Source organism: Nitrospira sp. Kam-Ns4a (genome assembly GCF_965152595.1).
Genome location: NZ_OZ224218.1, coordinates 2,762,779 through 2,776,088, shown reverse-complemented (window position 1 = coordinate 2,776,088; position 13,310 = coordinate 2,762,779). Strand labels below are relative to the sequence as shown.

Here is a 13,310-nt window from a genome sequence, read left to right as displayed (position 1 = left end):
GGCATGACGGACGCCGAGTTCCAAATCCTGGTGGTGGACGACGACGCGGTGGCGCGCGACCTCCTCGCGGAGGCCCTGCGCAAGGAAGGCTACTGCGTGGAGGCGGTCGGCAGCGGGGAGGAGGCCATCGAGCGCGGCCGCCGGCAACGCTTCGATCTGGTCCTGACCGACATCCGCATGGGCGCGGTGGACGGGTATGCCGTGCTCCGCGAGTTCAAGCAGCTCAGTCCGGGCACCCCGATCGTGCTCCTGACCGCCTTCGGCTCCATGGAGGGGGCCATCGAGGCGATCAAGCAGGGTGCCTACGACTACCTGGCCAAGCCCTTCAAGAAGGAGGAGATCAAGCTCGTCGTCCGGCGAAGTCTGGAGCATAGCCGCCTGGTTCGCGAGAACGCCCGGTTTCGGGAGGAATTGCGGGAGCGCCAGGAGCGCTCGCCGCTCGTCGGCAGCAGCCCGCCCATGCTCGAGGTCTACAAGCTGGTGGCGCGCGTGTCGGCCAGCAAGAGCACGGTCCTCCTCGAGGGCGAGAGCGGCACCGGCAAGGAGCTGGTCGCGCGTGCCATCCATTCCAACAGCCCGAGGCACGACCGCCCGTTCGTCGCGGTCAACTGCGCGGCGTTGCCGGACAGCCTGCTGGAATCGGAGCTGTTCGGCCACGAGCGGGGCGCGTTCACGGGCGCGACCGGCGCGAAACTGGGGCTGTTCGAGACGGCCCACCGCGGGACGATCTTCCTCGACGAGATCGGGGACATCGGCCCCGCGCTCCAGGTCCGCCTGCTGCGGGTAATCCAGGAGCAGGAGATCCGGCCGGTTGGGCGCACCGCGCCGGTCAAGGTGGACGTCCGGATCATTGCGGCGACCAACCGGGACCTGGCCGCCTTGGTGAAGGAAGGGCGGTTCCGGGAGGACCTCTTCTACCGTCTCAACGTGGTGCGCATCGTGTTGCCGCCGCTGCGGGAGCGGCGCGAAGACATCCCGATGCTGGCGCATCATTTTCTGCAGCGGTTCACCGCCTCCGGCACCCTGCCGATCCGGGGATTCGTCCCCGAGACCCTGGCGCTGCTCCAGCAGTACGCGTGGCCGGGCAACGTCCGGGAACTGGAGAACGTCATCGAGCGGGCCGTCTCCCTGGCCCACGGGCCGCTGATCCTGCCCGAGGATCTGCCGGAGCCGGTCAGGCAGGCCGCGGCGGCGGGCGGGGCGCCCAGGGCCGGCCCGGACCGGCGCGACGCGCTGCAGACGATTGACGAGGTAGTGAAAGCGCACCTGATCCGCGTGCTCCGCGAGACCGGCGGCAACAAGGTCCGCGCCGCCAAAATCCTCGGTATCGACCGGCGGACGCTCTACCGGATGGCGGAGCGCTACGGGATCGAGCTAGGCGAGAGCAACGAGGAGGGCTGAAGGCCGTTGGCCGGCGGAGTACGTACGCTGTTCGGCGGACTCGACGGGGCTTGCCTTTGTCCGGGGCCGGTTCTACCATAGAGCCACCCGCTGGCTCCGAGGCGGGCGCTGGAGGGGAAACGGAGGAGGCGTCATGGGGCGCATCGGGCTGCACGCGCTGCTCGTGGGTGGTCTGGCCGTAGGGCTCGTGCTGCCCCGCGCGCTCGCCGACAGCCGCGGCGTCTTCGTGTCGCCTGCCACCGGGGTCGCGGTGGGGTCGGTCTGGGGCGTCTTCGTCGGGGTCTCCGAGTATCAGCAGCAGGAGCTCAACCTCCGGTACGCCGACCAGGACGCGAAGGCCCTGCACGCCTTCTTCGTCCAGCAGTTCCAGGGCCGGATCCCCGCCGACCAGTTTCGGGTTCTGACCAACGCGCAGGCGACGCGAGGCCGGATCCTCAAGGAGGTCGGAGAGGTCCTGCGGCGGGCCCAGCCGGAGGACCTGGTGATCCTCTTCCTGGCCCTCCATGGCCTGCCCGACATGAGCGGGCAGGACCTCTACTTTCTGGCCCACGACGCGGACGCCAACCTGCCGGAGGACCGGGGCCTCAGCCGGGACGACCTGCTCAAGCAGATCCAGCGGAGCAAGGTCCGGAAGATCGTGCTCCTGCTCGATGCCTGCCACGCCGGGGGCTTCGGGGCCTCGTCCACGCTGCTCGCCATGCGGAACGCGCACGCGGCGGACATCAACCGGATGCTCGTGGCCATGGGGCAGGCGCAGGACGGGATCGCGGTGCTGACGGCCGCCAGTGCGGCCGAGCGCTCCCAGGAGGGGCCGCAGTTCTGCGGGGGTCATGGGGCGTTTACCTGCGCGCTGCTGACGGGCTTGCAGGGGGCGGCGGACAGCGACAGGAACGGGCTGGTGCAGGTGCGGGAGCTGTACGACTACACCTATCGGGAGACCAAGCGGAGCACGACGGGCTATCAGAACCCTGAGCTGCAGGGGCGGTTCGACAACGGGTTGCCGCTGGCGACGACGGGGACGGGGCTCGGGGTTGCGGGCGGGCCGCCGGCCGGGAGCCCCGCGCCGCCGCCGGGTAAGGACGTGGATGTGGGCGGCTACGACCGGCTCGATGAGGAGCGCCGACTGGCGGAGAAGCGGGAGCAGGCCTGGGCCAAGGTCCAGGGGTTCGCCACGGACACGAGGATCATGCGGGAGCGGCGGCTGGCGGCGCTGGACCAGTTCCTGGCGGACTTTCCCGACGACAACCCGCATGTCGCCGAGGTGGAGGCGCTCAAGCAGCAGGTCAACGCGGAAATCCAGGTGGCCAAGGCGCCGGCCTATGCCGCGCCCCAGCAGGCCGGGCGGGAGATCACGGGCCGGGACGGGGCGCCCATGGTCCTGGTGCCGAAAGGCGAGTTCCTCTACGGGGCCGACAACCGGCGGCTGTCGCTGCCCGCCTTCTCCCTGGACAAGTTCGAGGTGACGACGGCCTTGTACGCCAGGTTCATGGCGGCGACGGGCCGGGTGGCGCCGCAGGACTGGGAGCCCTCCGTGCCAGTCAGCCACGGACAGAAGCCCGTCGTGGGCGTCACCTGGCACGACGCCGACGCCTATTGCCGCTACTACGGCAAGCGGCTGCCGACCGAGCAGGAATGGGAGAAGGCGGCGCGGGGCACGGATGGGCGCACGTATCCCTGGGGCAACGAGGCGCCGACGAGGCGGCATGCGAATTTCGACCGGGGTCTCGATTTTCAGAACTACGGTGTCCTGGTCAACGTGGGCTCTTTAGAAGACGGCAAGAGTCCTTATGGGATCTACGATCTGGCGGGCAATGTCTGGGAGTGGACGAGTTCGGACTACGACAACAGCAACAAGGTGGTCCGCGGTGGGTCGTGGCTCCGCGACCCGAGCGGCCTGGTGGCGGCGTACCGCTTCTTGTGGACTCCTGATGACTGGTACAGCCTTCTGGGGTTCCGTTGCGCCCAGGACGCGCGGTGATTCATCGAATGACCGAGCCCCTCTCCGGGTCACCCCCGGCGGCCGTGACGAAGGCCTACGACATTCTGCTCTGGCTGGTCAACCACGTGGGCAAGTTTCCCCGTTCCCACCGGTTCGTCTTGGGAGAACGGATCGAGACCCGCATGTTGACCGTGCTGGAGCTGCTGGTGCGCGCGGCCTATTCGCGGGAGAAGAAAGCCCATTTGCTTCAGGCGAATGCGGAGGTCCAAGTGCTTCGCCTCCTGGTCCGGGTGGGAAAGGACCTGGGGTTCACGAGTCTGAAGCAATACGAGTTCATCTCGCGCGAGCTGGTCGAGTTGGGCCGGCAGGTCGGCGGCTGGGCCAAGGCGCAGCCGGGCTAAACATGGGCGGCTTGTTTGACCGGCTCACGGCGTTTGCCAATCTGCTTGACGCCGCCCGGGCGGCGAGCCGGGGCAAGCGCTTTCGGCCCAATGTCCTCGCCTTCTCGTTGGCTCTGGAAGAAGAGCTGCATGCCTTGCGCGCGGAGCTGTGCGCCCGCACCTATCGGCCCGGTCCCTATCGGACGTTCATCCTGCAGGAGAAGAAGCCCCGGCTGATCAGCGCGGCGCCCTTCCGGGATCGCGTCGTCCACCATGCCCTGTGCAACGTGATTGAGCCGATCTTCGAGCGGGGCTTCCTGTACGACTCCTACGCCTGCCGGAAGGGCAAGGGGACGCACGCGGCGGTGGAGCGGGCCTCGACCTACGCGCGACGCTTTCGGTACGTGCTCAAGTGCGACGTGGCGAAGTTCTTTCCGAGTCTGGATCACGACCTGCTGTTCGGGCTGGTGGCGCGCCGCATCCACGACGAGGGCGTCTTGTGGCTGGTGCGGACGGTCATCGACGGGAGCAACCCCCAGGAGCCGGTGCTCCGTTATTTCGGCGGAGACGATCTCTTCACGCCGCACGAGCGGCGGCGCGGGATTCCCATCGGGAACCAGACCAGCCAGTTTTTCGCGAACGTCTATCTGGATGGGCTGGACCACTATGCGAAGGAGACCCTCCGGCTGCCGGGCTACCTCCGGTACGTGGATGATTTCCTGGTGTTCGCGAACGACAAGCGCCGGCTGCACGAGGCGCGGGAGGCGCTGACGGCCTATTGCGAGGGGCTGCGGCTGACGCTTCATCCCCGCAAGTGCTTCGTGGCGCCGGTCACGGCCGGGTTCACGTTCCTGGGCTACCGGGTTTTCCCGGCGCACCGGCGGCTGGAGGCCGGGAATGTGCGGCGCATGGCACGGCGGCTCAGGCGGTATCGGGCGGCGGTGGCGGCCGGGCATATGACCGCGGAGGAGCTGAGTCACTGTGTCCGCAGTTGGGTGGCGCACGCAGAACATGCGGACACGGTCATGGTCCGGAAACGGCTGTTGTCGGATGCGGCCTGGTCCCGGTGACCGGGCTGCAACGGGGTCGGTTGCCCAAGGTGATCCGCGGTGGGTCGTGGAACAACAACGCGAACAACCTGGAGGCGACGAACCGCAACAGGAGGACTCCTGATGACAGGAACAACAATCAGGGGTTCCGTTGCGCCCAAGACGCCGGCCCGTGGGCCGGAGTCCGGGTCTCCATGGGGGAGGCGCGGAGCGAGCCGCGCGGGCGTCCAGACCGATCCCGGGCTGATCCCGCAAGCGAGGCGGGCAGCCGAAGAGCGCACCACCCTGATCCCGGACCGGCCAAGTGTCCCGATCACTGGACCGAGGGCCGGCTCGGGACCGGGGCGCCGGCTGGCTTTGCGCAAAAGGGACGGCGCTACAGGAGCCCGAGCGCGTTCTTGATGAGCCGGAGCTGGTTGGCGGCGCTCTGCGCGAGGGGAGGTTGGGCGGGCTCCCAGAAGCCCCAGAGCCGGTCCTTCGCCTCATACCTGACGTGGATGTGAAGGCGGGTGCCCCCCTCCTCCGCCGGCGCGATGGTACATTCCACCCAGCTCCGGCCTACTCCCAGGCGAGCAACCAGCAGGACGTTCCAGGGACTGGCGATCTCTTGTCGGTAGCCGGTCTCTACAAGGGACGCTTCAGCCTCCGAGGTGGCGGGGGTGTAGCCGTCGTTCGCCAGCACATCCAGCAGCGCCGCCTTGACGCGAGCTGGGGAAGCGGGCAGGACTGCTTCGATCGAATCCTCCCCGGGCTGCTTCTGGAGCGCGGTGCATCCCGACGCGAGCCCTACGCAGACCCAGACCGCCAGGGCCAATCCACGCAGGTTCCGAGATCGTCGCATGGTTGGGCGAGCCTCCTTCCCTCGGGGGCAATCGGCAGCTCGAGCCGGCACCGGTCTGTTGTCCCCGCCATGCAGGATGCTTCAGATGGTGCCGAAAGTCAATCAGTCCCTGGATCGCCCTCGTCGAAAGCCGCCGTCCGGGCGCGCCAATCCCAACACCCTGTCCCGTTGATTCCCGGATGACCCCGGGAGTATCGTGGGGGCTGTTTGTCGTACCTGAAAGGGGCTACGTGCGGGAGAACGAGAAGAGTCGCGACCGAAAGGGTGCCGGGCGTGGCCTGGTGCGGCCTCGTGCCGACGCTGCAGCGGCGCGGGCCGTTTCGGTGGACCGGGGCGTCAAGCGGCGGTTCCAGACCCGTCTCCTAAAATGGTACCGCGAGCATGGGCGCGACCTGCCCTGGAGGAAGACAACGGATCCGTACAAGATCCTGGTCTCCGAAGTCATGCTTCAGCAGACCCAGGTCGAGCGGGTCATCCCGAAATATCACGAGTTCCTGGCGCGCTATCCGACCTTCGAGGCCCTGGCCGCGGCGGAGCCGGAGGAAGTGCAGCGGACCTGGTACCCGCTCGGATACAATATCCGGCCGATCCGCCTCCACAGCATCGCCTGCGAAACGGTGGAGAAGTACGGCGGGACGTTGCCGAAGGAGCCGGATGCCTTGCTCTCCTTCAAAGGGATCGGCCGGTATACCGCCGGGGCCGTCCGGTCCTTCGCCTTCCGGGAAGACGCCCCGATCCTCGACACCAACGTGATGCGGGTGCTCCATCGCGTCTTCATCGGCGCGGGCGAGCCGAAAGCGCACAAGGCCCGGTTGTGGGCGCTGGCCGAGCTGTTGATTCCCAAGGGCAAGGGCTACGATTTCAATCAGGCGCTCATGGATTTCGGCGCGGTCGTCTGCACCGCGCGCGATCCCTATTGCCTCCTCTGTCCGATGCGGCAGGATTGCCGGAGCTATCCCTTCGACCGGAACCGTGACGGGTGACGCGTGAAGGGTGACAAGGAACTGCAGCCCGCGTCCCACGTCCCGCGTCCCGAGTCCCCCATCCAGGTGGCCGCGGGGCTGATCGTCCGGGACGGACGGTATCTGATCACGCTCAGGCGACGGGGCACGCACCTGGGGGGGCTGTGGGAATTTCCGGGTGGCAAGCGGGAGCCGGGAGAATCCCTGGAGGACTGTCTCCGGCGGGAGCTCCGGGAGGAACTCGGGATCCAGATCACCGAGCCCGTGCCCGTCCAGGTCATCTCCCATCGGTACCCGGACAAGTCGGTGGAGCTGCACTTCTTCCGCTGCGCGATCCTGAGCGGCGACGCCCGGGCGCTGGGGTGCGAGGAGGTCCGCTGGGTGACGCCGGAGGAGCTGCCGCAGTTCGAGTTTCCGCCGGCCGACCGACCGCTGATCGAGTTACTCCGAGGGAGAGCGCGTTCGTCACCCGTCGTCGGCCAGCACGGATCCGCGCCGAGCCGCGACCGCCGAGTCATAAGCGACGAATAACGAATCCCCGTTGCGCCATGCGCTTTCCGGTTGAGGCCCGGCTCAAGGACGGCACGCCGGTCCGGTTGATCCTGGCCGACCAAGCCGACGTCGAGCCGCTCCGCCGGCTCTATGATGTGATCGTTTCCGAGGGGACGTCGTATCCGCACGAGCGGCCGCTCGACCAGGACGAGTTCCTGGACTATTGGTTCCGCGGCAAGAGCACGGTGGCGGCCTATCACGCGGACCGCGGCCGAGAGCTAGGGATGCTGGGGGCGTTCTACCTTAAACCGAACTGGCCGGGACGAGCCAGGCAGGTCGCCAACGCGGGCTTCGTCGTCGCGCCGGCGTGGCGGAACCGGGGTCTGGGCTGGCTGCTGGGCGCGACGATGCTGGAATATGCCGCGCGGCTCGGCTACCGGAGCGTGCTCTTCAACCTGGTCTTCGCTGAAAATGAGCCGGCCCGGCACCTCTGGACGAAACTCGGCTTCGCGGAGGTGGGGCGCATCCCCGGCGCGGTCCGGAAGAACGACGGGACGTACCAGGACGGGATCATCATGTTCAAGTCGCTGGTCAGCGAATAGCACGCAGCGAACCGCGAAGTCTTGGCTGTGCGCGGTTCGCTGCCAGTTTCCTTTTATGAAAGTCGTCCTCGACATTGAGACGGTCCAGGCCCCGCGTGAGGAGTGGGCCCGGCTGATCGGGCTGGAGGCCGAGCGCGAGCCCGGTGGGGCTGCGGAGCCCGCGGATCTGTTCGCGCAGGCGGAGGCCGGCGAGCGTCAGCGTCTGGAAGACGAGCTGTACGAGAAGTCCGCCTTCGACGGTACGTTCAGCCGGATTGTCTGCATCGGGCTGCTCCAGTTCAGCGACGCCATGGAGCCGCAGGGCGCCGTGAGTTGGTACGGGCCTAACGAGAAAGAGCTGCTCAGGCAGTTTTGGACCAGGGTTGGTCAGGGACGACCATCGCTCTACATTACTCACAACGGCCTGGGGTTCGATCTGCCCTTCATCAAGAAGCGCTCCATCATTCACCAGGTGAAGCCGACGGTGGAGATCCCGCTGGCGAAGTTCCGGACCGAGCCGGTGTACGACACGATGGCGATCTGGAGCAACTGGGAGGGCCGAGGCTGGATCAAGCTGGACGTGCTCGCCCGCGCCTTGAACGTGGAAACCAAGTCGGGAAGCGGCAGCCAGGTGGCCGAGCTGTGGGCCCGCGGACAGCACAAGGAGATCGCCGAATATTGCCTGCGGGACACCTACGTGACTTATGCCTGCTACTGCCGGATGAATTTCAGGCTCCCCCTCCCCCGGGAGGCCGTGCTGGCCGGGCAGGAGCTGGTCGAGGTGAACTAACCGCCTCGCGGATGTCGCCGGTGAAGACGCGCACGTTGTTGCTCGGCATGCGGCTGGTGGACAGCTTTTTTCCGTCGGGCGGGTATGCCTATTCCTCTGGGCTTGAGGCAGCGGTCCAGGCCGGGGCGGTCCGCGACGGCGACAGTCTGTCGCATTACGTGATCGCCTACCTCGACGGGGAGATCGGCCGCCGGGAGGCCGTCGCGACAGCGCTAGCCCATTCGGCCGCCCAAGCCGGCCGGCTGGCCGATGCAATGGCGGTGGATAGGGAGCTGGACGCCCTGCTGCTCTGTCGGGAGACCCGCCTGGCCAGTCGGCAAATGGGCCGCCAGGTGCTCCGCGTCGCCGGCGGCCATGCGGAGGCCGCCCGGTCCTTGCGGGACTATCTCGCCGCGGTCGAGTCCGGCCGGGCGCCGGGCCACTATGCGGTCGCGTTGGGCGCGGCGCTGGCGGCGGCCGGCTGGCCTAGGGAGGCGACGCTCGCGGCCTTCCTCTATCAGAGCGCGGTGGGGCTGGTGTCCGCCGCGCTCAAGCTGTTGCCGGTCGGCCAGCGGGAGGGACAGCGCCTGCTCGAACACTGGGTGCCGCTGATCGAGGGCTTGGCGCGCCGGGCCGCGACCCAGCCACGAATGGCCGCCTGGGCGCCGGTCCAGGATATTTATGCGATGCGCCACGCGCGGCTCGCCGTGCGGCTGTTTCGCTCGTGATCTATGAGACGGACTCGGGGAGGGACTCCCCGACGAGAGGCGCCTGACGGTGCGCGCCGGGCGGCGCGGGCCGGGGCACGCATGACCCTGGGACCGGACCTCGCGTCGGTGGGACGGGTCGGGGAGCTGTCCCTGGACTACGCCCGTGAGGGGGCCAGGACGGTGCTCGCGCACTCGCGCTGCTGCAGTCCTTGGCATCTCGTCCCGCCGATCGCCCTGGACGGATCCGGCTGCGCCTACACCCTGCTCGTGAACCCCTCCGGCGGGCTCGTGGGCGGAGACCAGCTTGTGATCAACGCGACGCTGAACGCGCAGACGCACGTCCTCTTCTCAACGCCGTCGGCCACGCGGGTGTATCGTTCCATCTCGGCTCCCTCGGTCCAGGAGGTCGAGCTGTCCGTCGGACCGGGCGCCGTCGTGGAATGGGTCCCTGAGGTCACGATCCCCTACGCCGGCTCGCGTTATCACCAGACGATCCACGTCGCGCTCGCCGCGGGAGCCACGGGGCTGGTCTGGGATGCGATCGCCTCCGGCCGGGTGGCCCGCGGGGAGCGCTGGGCCTTCGCCAGTCTGGAGAGCGAGGTCTGGATCGAGACCGCCTCGGGACAAACGGTCCTCGAGCGGGTGGCGGTAGGGCTCGATCGCGGGACAAGCCCGGCACCCGGGCTCTCCGAGTGGGACTATGTCGGCACGCTGTACCTGGTGAACGACGCGGTGGAGGAGCAGGTCTGGAAGCGCCTGCAGGAGCGGCTCTCGGAGGCACTGGACCAGCAGCCAGGCTCGGTGCTCGGCGGGGTCTCCGAGCCGGCCGCGCCGGGCCTCGTCGTCAAGCTGGTCGCACGCTCGGCGCCGGATCTGCAGGGGGCGCTGGAACGCTTGTGGAGCGCGGTGCGGAGCCACCTGTGGAACCTGCCCGTGCCGGCGCTCCGACGCTATTGAGCCGGAGAACGGGCGTGATCCACGCGGCTCGCCTGTGGTACGCTCGGCCGGGCGCGGGCTCGGCGGGGCCCGCGTCCCGAACCAGTGCATGCCCCTCAGCGGGGCAAGAAAGGAGACGGACCATGCTCGATGTCCGCATCCCTGTGCTCACGATAGCCCTTGGGTGGTTCTTGTGGGCCGCGCCGGTTCTAGCCGGGGATCAGAAGGTCACGCTCATGCTCGGCGGCAAGTTCTGCGACCTGTACCAGGGCGAGATCGAGACGGCGCTGAAGAAGGTCGTTGGCGTCAAAGCCATGGACTTCAAGAGCATGAAAGGCCACGTCGTCGTTACGGTGGATGGCGGCAAGGTGAAAGAGAAGCAGTTGACGGACGCGGTCAACGCCGTGAAGGGCGAGGGCTGGTACTGCAAGGCCGAGGTGATGCGGTAGCCGTCACCCCATCGCGCGCCGCACGACGACGACGGTGATGTTGTCGGGGCCGCCGCGGCGGTTGGCTGCCTCCACCAGCGCCCGGCAGGCCCGCTCGGGCGCCGACGAGGCCTTTTCGAGCGTGTCGAGAATCTCGCTGTCCTCGAGCATCTTCGTCAGCCCGTCCGTGCAGAGCAGCAGGCAATCGTCCGGTTCAAGGGGCAGGGACAAGGTGTCCGGTTCGACCTGGGGCTCGATCCCCACGGCCCGGGTGAGCATGTGACGGTAGGGATGACGGCGGGCCTCCTCCGCGGTCAGGAGGCCCAGCCGCATCTGCTCCTCGACAAAGCTATGGTCATGGGTGAGTGGCCGGAGACTGCGGTCGCGCAGGAGGTAGGCGCGGCTGTCGCCGACGTGGGCCAGGACCGCCTCCTCGTGATTGATGTGGAGCGCGACCAGCGTCGTGCCCATGCCGGACAGGTCGGGGCGCGTCCGGCTTTCCTCGCGTACGGCGTCGTTGGCGTGCTGGATGGCCTTTCGGAGCAGGGGCTCGGCCTCCCGGCTTGACGGGCTGAGACCGGCGCGCTTCATGAAGTCCGCCACCGCCCGGACTGCGAGCCGGCTCGCGACATCCCCGCCTGGGTGCCCGCCCATCCCGTCGGCGACGAGCCACAGTCCCAGCTCGTCCAGAACGAGAACGGCGTCTTCGTTTTCCTCGCGGACCTTGCCGAGGTCGCTGAGTCCCGTGCCCGTCCAGCCCGGTCGGGCGCGGTCCCTCTGGCCGCCGGTCGCACTCACGACCGGGCCTCCGTGGCCTGCGGGCCGTACCGCGCCGCCAGTTGCCGGTAGAGCAGGTCGGCGAGCGGCTCGAGGTTCCGCGTGTCCGCCTCATTGTAACGCAAGAGGAGATCGAGCGCCTGGCTGCGGCCGCGGCGCCAGGCGTTCCAGAGACGGACCGCGGCCCAGCCGTCCAGCCCGTCGAGATCGGGCGCGCGCGAGATGCCCAAGGTCGCCTCGATCTGCTTGAGCCCGCCGCGGAGGTCGAGCCGCCGGGCGGCGAAGCAGAGGTCAAGGTGGGGGAGATCCACGAGGAGCCCGGGGAACTTCGCGCGCAGATAGGGAATGTCGAAGACGCTGCCGAAAAAGGTGACGAGGAGATCGTGGCGGGCGAGCTCCTCGTTCAACCGCGCTTCGGTCAGCGACTCGCCGTTCACCAGGCTCGTCATCTTCCCGTCGGCGCACAGCCCGACGACCGTGACGTCGCCCGACTCGGGCGGCCCGCCGGTGGTCTCGATGTCCAGGAACAGCGTCCGTGAGCGGAACGTCTGGAACAGGCGCCAGTGATCCCGGGGCTTCAGGCAGGTCGCGAAATAGCGGGAATGACCCTGGTCCAGATGGTGCGCCGCCGCGGCCAGTTCGTCGTCATACATCCGCTTGCGCAGCGGGGCGATCCCGAAGATGGAGCGGCTCTCCCGGAAGATCAGCCAATGGGTAATACCCCGGCGCCACAGCGCGCGCTCCGTCGCCTCGCCGATGCCTTTAAGGAACACGAATGTGGAGGTGATCATGAACCTACGGCGACGAGCGGATCGTGATGGACGCGCGCGGAACCCAGCGAGGCGAGGACGCTCCGTCGCTCCGGACCTGCTGCAGCGAGCGGTCCGCCGGTTACCCTGCTCTCGGGGGATTCTAGCCTTGATTTCACTGGGGAAACAAGTTAAATTCCGGGCCCGGCGAACCGCACCGCCGTTGGCGGCGCCCGCGGCGCGGGCTGGAATGTCGGGACCGGTGGATGGGGGAAGGGCCTCGAAGGATCAGGATCTCGGTCGGCGGGGTGACCGTCGAAGCCGAGTTGAAGTCCAACAAGACGGCGGAAGCCGTGTACGCGGCCTTGCCGGTCGAGGCCGAGGTCAACACCTGGGGCGAAGAGTTCTATTGCAAGCTGCCCGGCGTCACCGACTACCGCGAAACCGCGACCACCAAAGTCTCCATCGGCGACGTGGCCTACTGGGGGGTCGGCGGCGTCCTGGCGATTTTCTTCGGGCGGACCCCGATGAGCCTGGGGCCCGACCCCGTCCCGGCCGACCGGGTGAATGTGGTCGGCCGCATCATCGGCGACGCCACGTTGTTGCGGCAGGCGATGGGGGCCTCCCGCATCAGGGTGGAAAAGGTCTGATGAAACTCTCCCAGGACCGGGTGCGTCACCTCGCCGCTGCGCTGGTCTCCCGCCTTGAGGGTGAGGGGTACCTGCAGATTGCCGGAACGAAGAGTTCCGTGATCGAGGCCGTCGGGCAGGCGATCGCGGATGAGCTGCAGGTCGAGGACCGGCTGAACGCCGAGGTGCGCGCGCTCCTGAAGCCATACGAGGCCGATATCGCGGCGGGGCGCGTGGATTACCAGAAGATGTTCACGATGATCAAGAACAAGCTGGTGCGGGAGCGCGGCCTGGTCCTGTGAAGGGTGAAGGGTTGGGGACAGAGGGAACACGGACTGCCTCTTGCCGCATCGCCCATCACTGAGCACTCATCGCCGGGCTTCGTATGTTGTTGAGCGAGGAGAAGTTTACACATCTGTCGCACGTCGTCTTGTCCTGCCTGAAGACGACGCCGGCGGCGAAGCTCACAGGGGATGACGCGCGGGCCTTGAAGGAGATCAAGCGCGTGCTCGCCGCGGAGCTGGCTAAGGAAGAAGAGGTGGACCGCGCGGTCCGGGCCAGGCTGGCGTCCTATTCGCGTCCGATCGTCGAAGGCAGCCAGGAATGGGACGTGCTCTACCGGAAGGCGTTCGAGGAGGAGCAACGAAGGCGGAAGAAGCCGTGAACT

Annotated in this window: 17 protein-coding genes; 14 read left to right on the top strand and 3 right to left on the bottom strand. The window is 67.9% G+C overall.

Translation table 11 applies throughout. The annotated features are described in order from the left end of the window. Nucleotides 1-3 precede the first annotated feature (3 nt). The 4 genes from ACWHYQ_RS13850 to ACWHYQ_RS13835 all read left to right on the top strand — a co-directional run bounded on the left by ACWHYQ_RS13850 (nucleotide 4) and on the right by ACWHYQ_RS13835 (nucleotide 4,790). A complete protein-coding gene (locus ACWHYQ_RS13850) occupies nucleotides 4-1,401 on the top strand; it encodes a sigma-54-dependent transcriptional regulator (RefSeq protein WP_447972705.1) in 1,398 nt (465 codons plus the stop codon). Nucleotides 1,402-1,534: 133 nt separating this feature from the next. Then, nucleotides 1,535-3,379: an SUMF1/EgtB/PvdO family nonheme iron enzyme gene (locus ACWHYQ_RS13845; protein WP_447972704.1), complete on the top strand. Its 1,845-nt coding sequence runs from the start codon at nucleotides 1,535-1,537 to the stop codon at nucleotides 3,377-3,379. Further along, nucleotides 3,376-3,741: a diversity-generating retroelement protein Avd gene (gene avd, locus ACWHYQ_RS13840; RefSeq protein WP_447972703.1), complete on the top strand. Its 366-nt coding sequence runs from the start codon at nucleotides 3,376-3,378 to the stop codon at nucleotides 3,739-3,741. The genes ACWHYQ_RS13845 and avd overlap by 4 nt, the downstream gene beginning before the upstream one ends. A gap of 2 nt (nucleotides 3,742-3,743) precedes the next feature. Beyond that, a complete protein-coding gene (locus ACWHYQ_RS13835) occupies nucleotides 3,744-4,790 on the top strand; it encodes a reverse transcriptase domain-containing protein (protein WP_447972702.1) in 1,047 nt (348 codons plus the stop codon). Between the two features lie 355 nt (nucleotides 4,791-5,145). On the opposite strand, the gene ACWHYQ_RS13830 is transcribed toward ACWHYQ_RS13835, so the two are convergent. After that, nucleotides 5,146-5,610, bottom strand: coding sequence for a hypothetical protein (locus ACWHYQ_RS13830; RefSeq protein WP_447972701.1), 465 nt, complete (start codon nucleotides 5,608-5,610; stop codon nucleotides 5,146-5,148). A 179-nt stretch (nucleotides 5,611-5,789) separates the two neighbouring features. Between ACWHYQ_RS13830 and ACWHYQ_RS13825 the strand changes: the two genes are divergently transcribed. The 7 genes from ACWHYQ_RS13825 (at nucleotide 5,790) to ACWHYQ_RS13795 (ending at nucleotide 10,509) form a co-directional block, all read left to right on the top strand. Then, entirely contained in the window at nucleotides 5,790-6,593 is an 804-nt protein-coding gene (locus ACWHYQ_RS13825) for an A/G-specific adenine glycosylase (protein WP_447972700.1), read from the top strand. A 3-nt stretch (nucleotides 6,594-6,596) separates the two neighbouring features. Next, nucleotides 6,597-7,103: a (deoxy)nucleoside triphosphate pyrophosphohydrolase gene (locus ACWHYQ_RS13820; RefSeq protein ID WP_447972699.1), complete on the top strand. Its 507-nt coding sequence runs from the start codon at nucleotides 6,597-6,599 to the stop codon at nucleotides 7,101-7,103. Between the two features lie 17 nt (nucleotides 7,104-7,120). Beyond that, on the top strand, nucleotides 7,121-7,666 hold the full coding sequence (locus tag ACWHYQ_RS13815) for an N-acetyltransferase family protein (RefSeq protein ID WP_447972698.1): 546 nt from the start codon (nucleotides 7,121-7,123) through the stop codon (nucleotides 7,664-7,666). A gap of 55 nt (nucleotides 7,667-7,721) precedes the next feature. Continuing rightward, nucleotides 7,722-8,435: a 3'-5' exonuclease gene (locus ACWHYQ_RS13810; protein ID WP_447972697.1), complete on the top strand. Its 714-nt coding sequence runs from the start codon at nucleotides 7,722-7,724 to the stop codon at nucleotides 8,433-8,435. Between the two features lie 20 nt (nucleotides 8,436-8,455). Then, on the top strand, nucleotides 8,456-9,142 hold the full coding sequence (locus tag ACWHYQ_RS13805) for an urease accessory protein UreF (RefSeq protein ID WP_447972696.1): 687 nt from the start codon (nucleotides 8,456-8,458) through the stop codon (nucleotides 9,140-9,142). Nucleotides 9,143-9,223: 81 nt separating this feature from the next. After that, nucleotides 9,224-10,081, top strand: coding sequence for an urease accessory protein UreD (locus ACWHYQ_RS13800; protein WP_447972695.1), 858 nt, complete (start codon nucleotides 9,224-9,226; stop codon nucleotides 10,079-10,081). A 122-nt stretch (nucleotides 10,082-10,203) separates the two neighbouring features. Then, a complete protein-coding gene (locus tag ACWHYQ_RS13795) occupies nucleotides 10,204-10,509 on the top strand; it encodes a hypothetical protein (protein ID WP_447972694.1) in 306 nt (101 codons plus the stop codon). A 3-nt stretch (nucleotides 10,510-10,512) separates the two neighbouring features. Here ACWHYQ_RS13795 and ACWHYQ_RS13790 read toward each other — a convergent pair whose 3' ends face one another. Both ACWHYQ_RS13790 and ACWHYQ_RS13785 read right to left on the bottom strand, forming a co-directional pair. Next, nucleotides 10,513-11,286 (bottom strand): Stp1/IreP family PP2C-type Ser/Thr phosphatase, encoded by a 774-nt coding sequence (locus ACWHYQ_RS13790; RefSeq protein WP_447972693.1) that lies wholly within the window; start codon nucleotides 11,284-11,286, stop codon nucleotides 10,513-10,515. Next, nucleotides 11,283-12,056 carry a ribonuclease H-like domain-containing protein gene (locus ACWHYQ_RS13785; protein WP_447972692.1) on the bottom strand — a complete coding sequence of 258 codons (774 nt, stop codon included), beginning with the start codon at nucleotides 12,054-12,056 and terminating at the stop codon, nucleotides 11,283-11,285. The genes ACWHYQ_RS13790 and ACWHYQ_RS13785 overlap by 4 nt, the downstream gene beginning before the upstream one ends. A gap of 224 nt (nucleotides 12,057-12,280) precedes the next feature. Between ACWHYQ_RS13785 and ACWHYQ_RS13780 the strand changes: the two genes are divergently transcribed. The 3 genes from ACWHYQ_RS13780 (at nucleotide 12,281) to ACWHYQ_RS13770 (ending at nucleotide 13,307) form a co-directional block, all read left to right on the top strand. After that, complete coding sequence (locus ACWHYQ_RS13780) at nucleotides 12,281-12,664, top strand: cyclophilin-like fold protein (RefSeq protein WP_447972691.1); 384 nt, start codon at nucleotides 12,281-12,283, stop codon at nucleotides 12,662-12,664. Beyond that, nucleotides 12,664-12,945, top strand: a complete 282-nt coding sequence (locus tag ACWHYQ_RS13775; protein ID WP_447972690.1) for a DUF507 family protein — start codon at nucleotides 12,664-12,666, stop codon at nucleotides 12,943-12,945. The genes ACWHYQ_RS13780 and ACWHYQ_RS13775 overlap by 1 nt, the downstream gene beginning before the upstream one ends. 83 nt (nucleotides 12,946-13,028) lie before the next feature. After that, nucleotides 13,029-13,307 (top strand): DUF507 family protein, encoded by a 279-nt coding sequence (locus ACWHYQ_RS13770; RefSeq protein WP_447972689.1) that lies wholly within the window; start codon nucleotides 13,029-13,031, stop codon nucleotides 13,305-13,307. Nucleotides 13,308-13,310: the final 3 nt, after the last annotated feature.

Coding starts and splice junctions, on each gene's coding strand:
- ACWHYQ_RS13810 (WP_447972697.1), top strand. CDS start 7,722: ATGAAAGTCGTCCTCGACATTGAGACGGTCCAGGCCCCGCGTGAGGAG.
- ACWHYQ_RS13795 (WP_447972694.1), top strand. CDS start 10,204: ATGCTCGATGTCCGCATCCCTGTGCTCACGATAGCCCTTGGGTGGTTC.
- ACWHYQ_RS13785 (WP_447972692.1), bottom strand. CDS start 12,056: ATGATCACCTCCACATTCGTGTTCCTTAAAGGCATCGGCGAGGCGACG.
- ACWHYQ_RS13830 (WP_447972701.1), bottom strand. CDS start 5,610: ATGCGACGATCTCGGAACCTGCGTGGATTGGCCCTGGCGGTCTGGGTC.
- ACWHYQ_RS13780 (WP_447972691.1), top strand. CDS start 12,281: ATGGGGGAAGGGCCTCGAAGGATCAGGATCTCGGTCGGCGGGGTGACC.
- ACWHYQ_RS13845 (WP_447972704.1), top strand. CDS start 1,535: ATGGGGCGCATCGGGCTGCACGCGCTGCTCGTGGGTGGTCTGGCCGTA.
- ACWHYQ_RS13850 (WP_447972705.1), top strand. CDS start 4: ATGACGGACGCCGAGTTCCAAATCCTGGTGGTGGACGACGACGCGGTG.
- ACWHYQ_RS13775 (WP_447972690.1), top strand. CDS start 12,664: ATGAAACTCTCCCAGGACCGGGTGCGTCACCTCGCCGCTGCGCTGGTC.
- ACWHYQ_RS13800 (WP_447972695.1), top strand. CDS start 9,224: ATGACCCTGGGACCGGACCTCGCGTCGGTGGGACGGGTCGGGGAGCTG.
- ACWHYQ_RS13825 (WP_447972700.1), top strand. CDS start 5,790: ATGACCCCGGGAGTATCGTGGGGGCTGTTTGTCGTACCTGAAAGGGGC.
- ACWHYQ_RS13815 (WP_447972698.1), top strand. CDS start 7,121: ATGCGCTTTCCGGTTGAGGCCCGGCTCAAGGACGGCACGCCGGTCCGG.
- ACWHYQ_RS13835 (WP_447972702.1), top strand. CDS start 3,744: ATGGGCGGCTTGTTTGACCGGCTCACGGCGTTTGCCAATCTGCTTGAC.
- ACWHYQ_RS13770 (WP_447972689.1), top strand. CDS start 13,029: ATGTTGTTGAGCGAGGAGAAGTTTACACATCTGTCGCACGTCGTCTTG.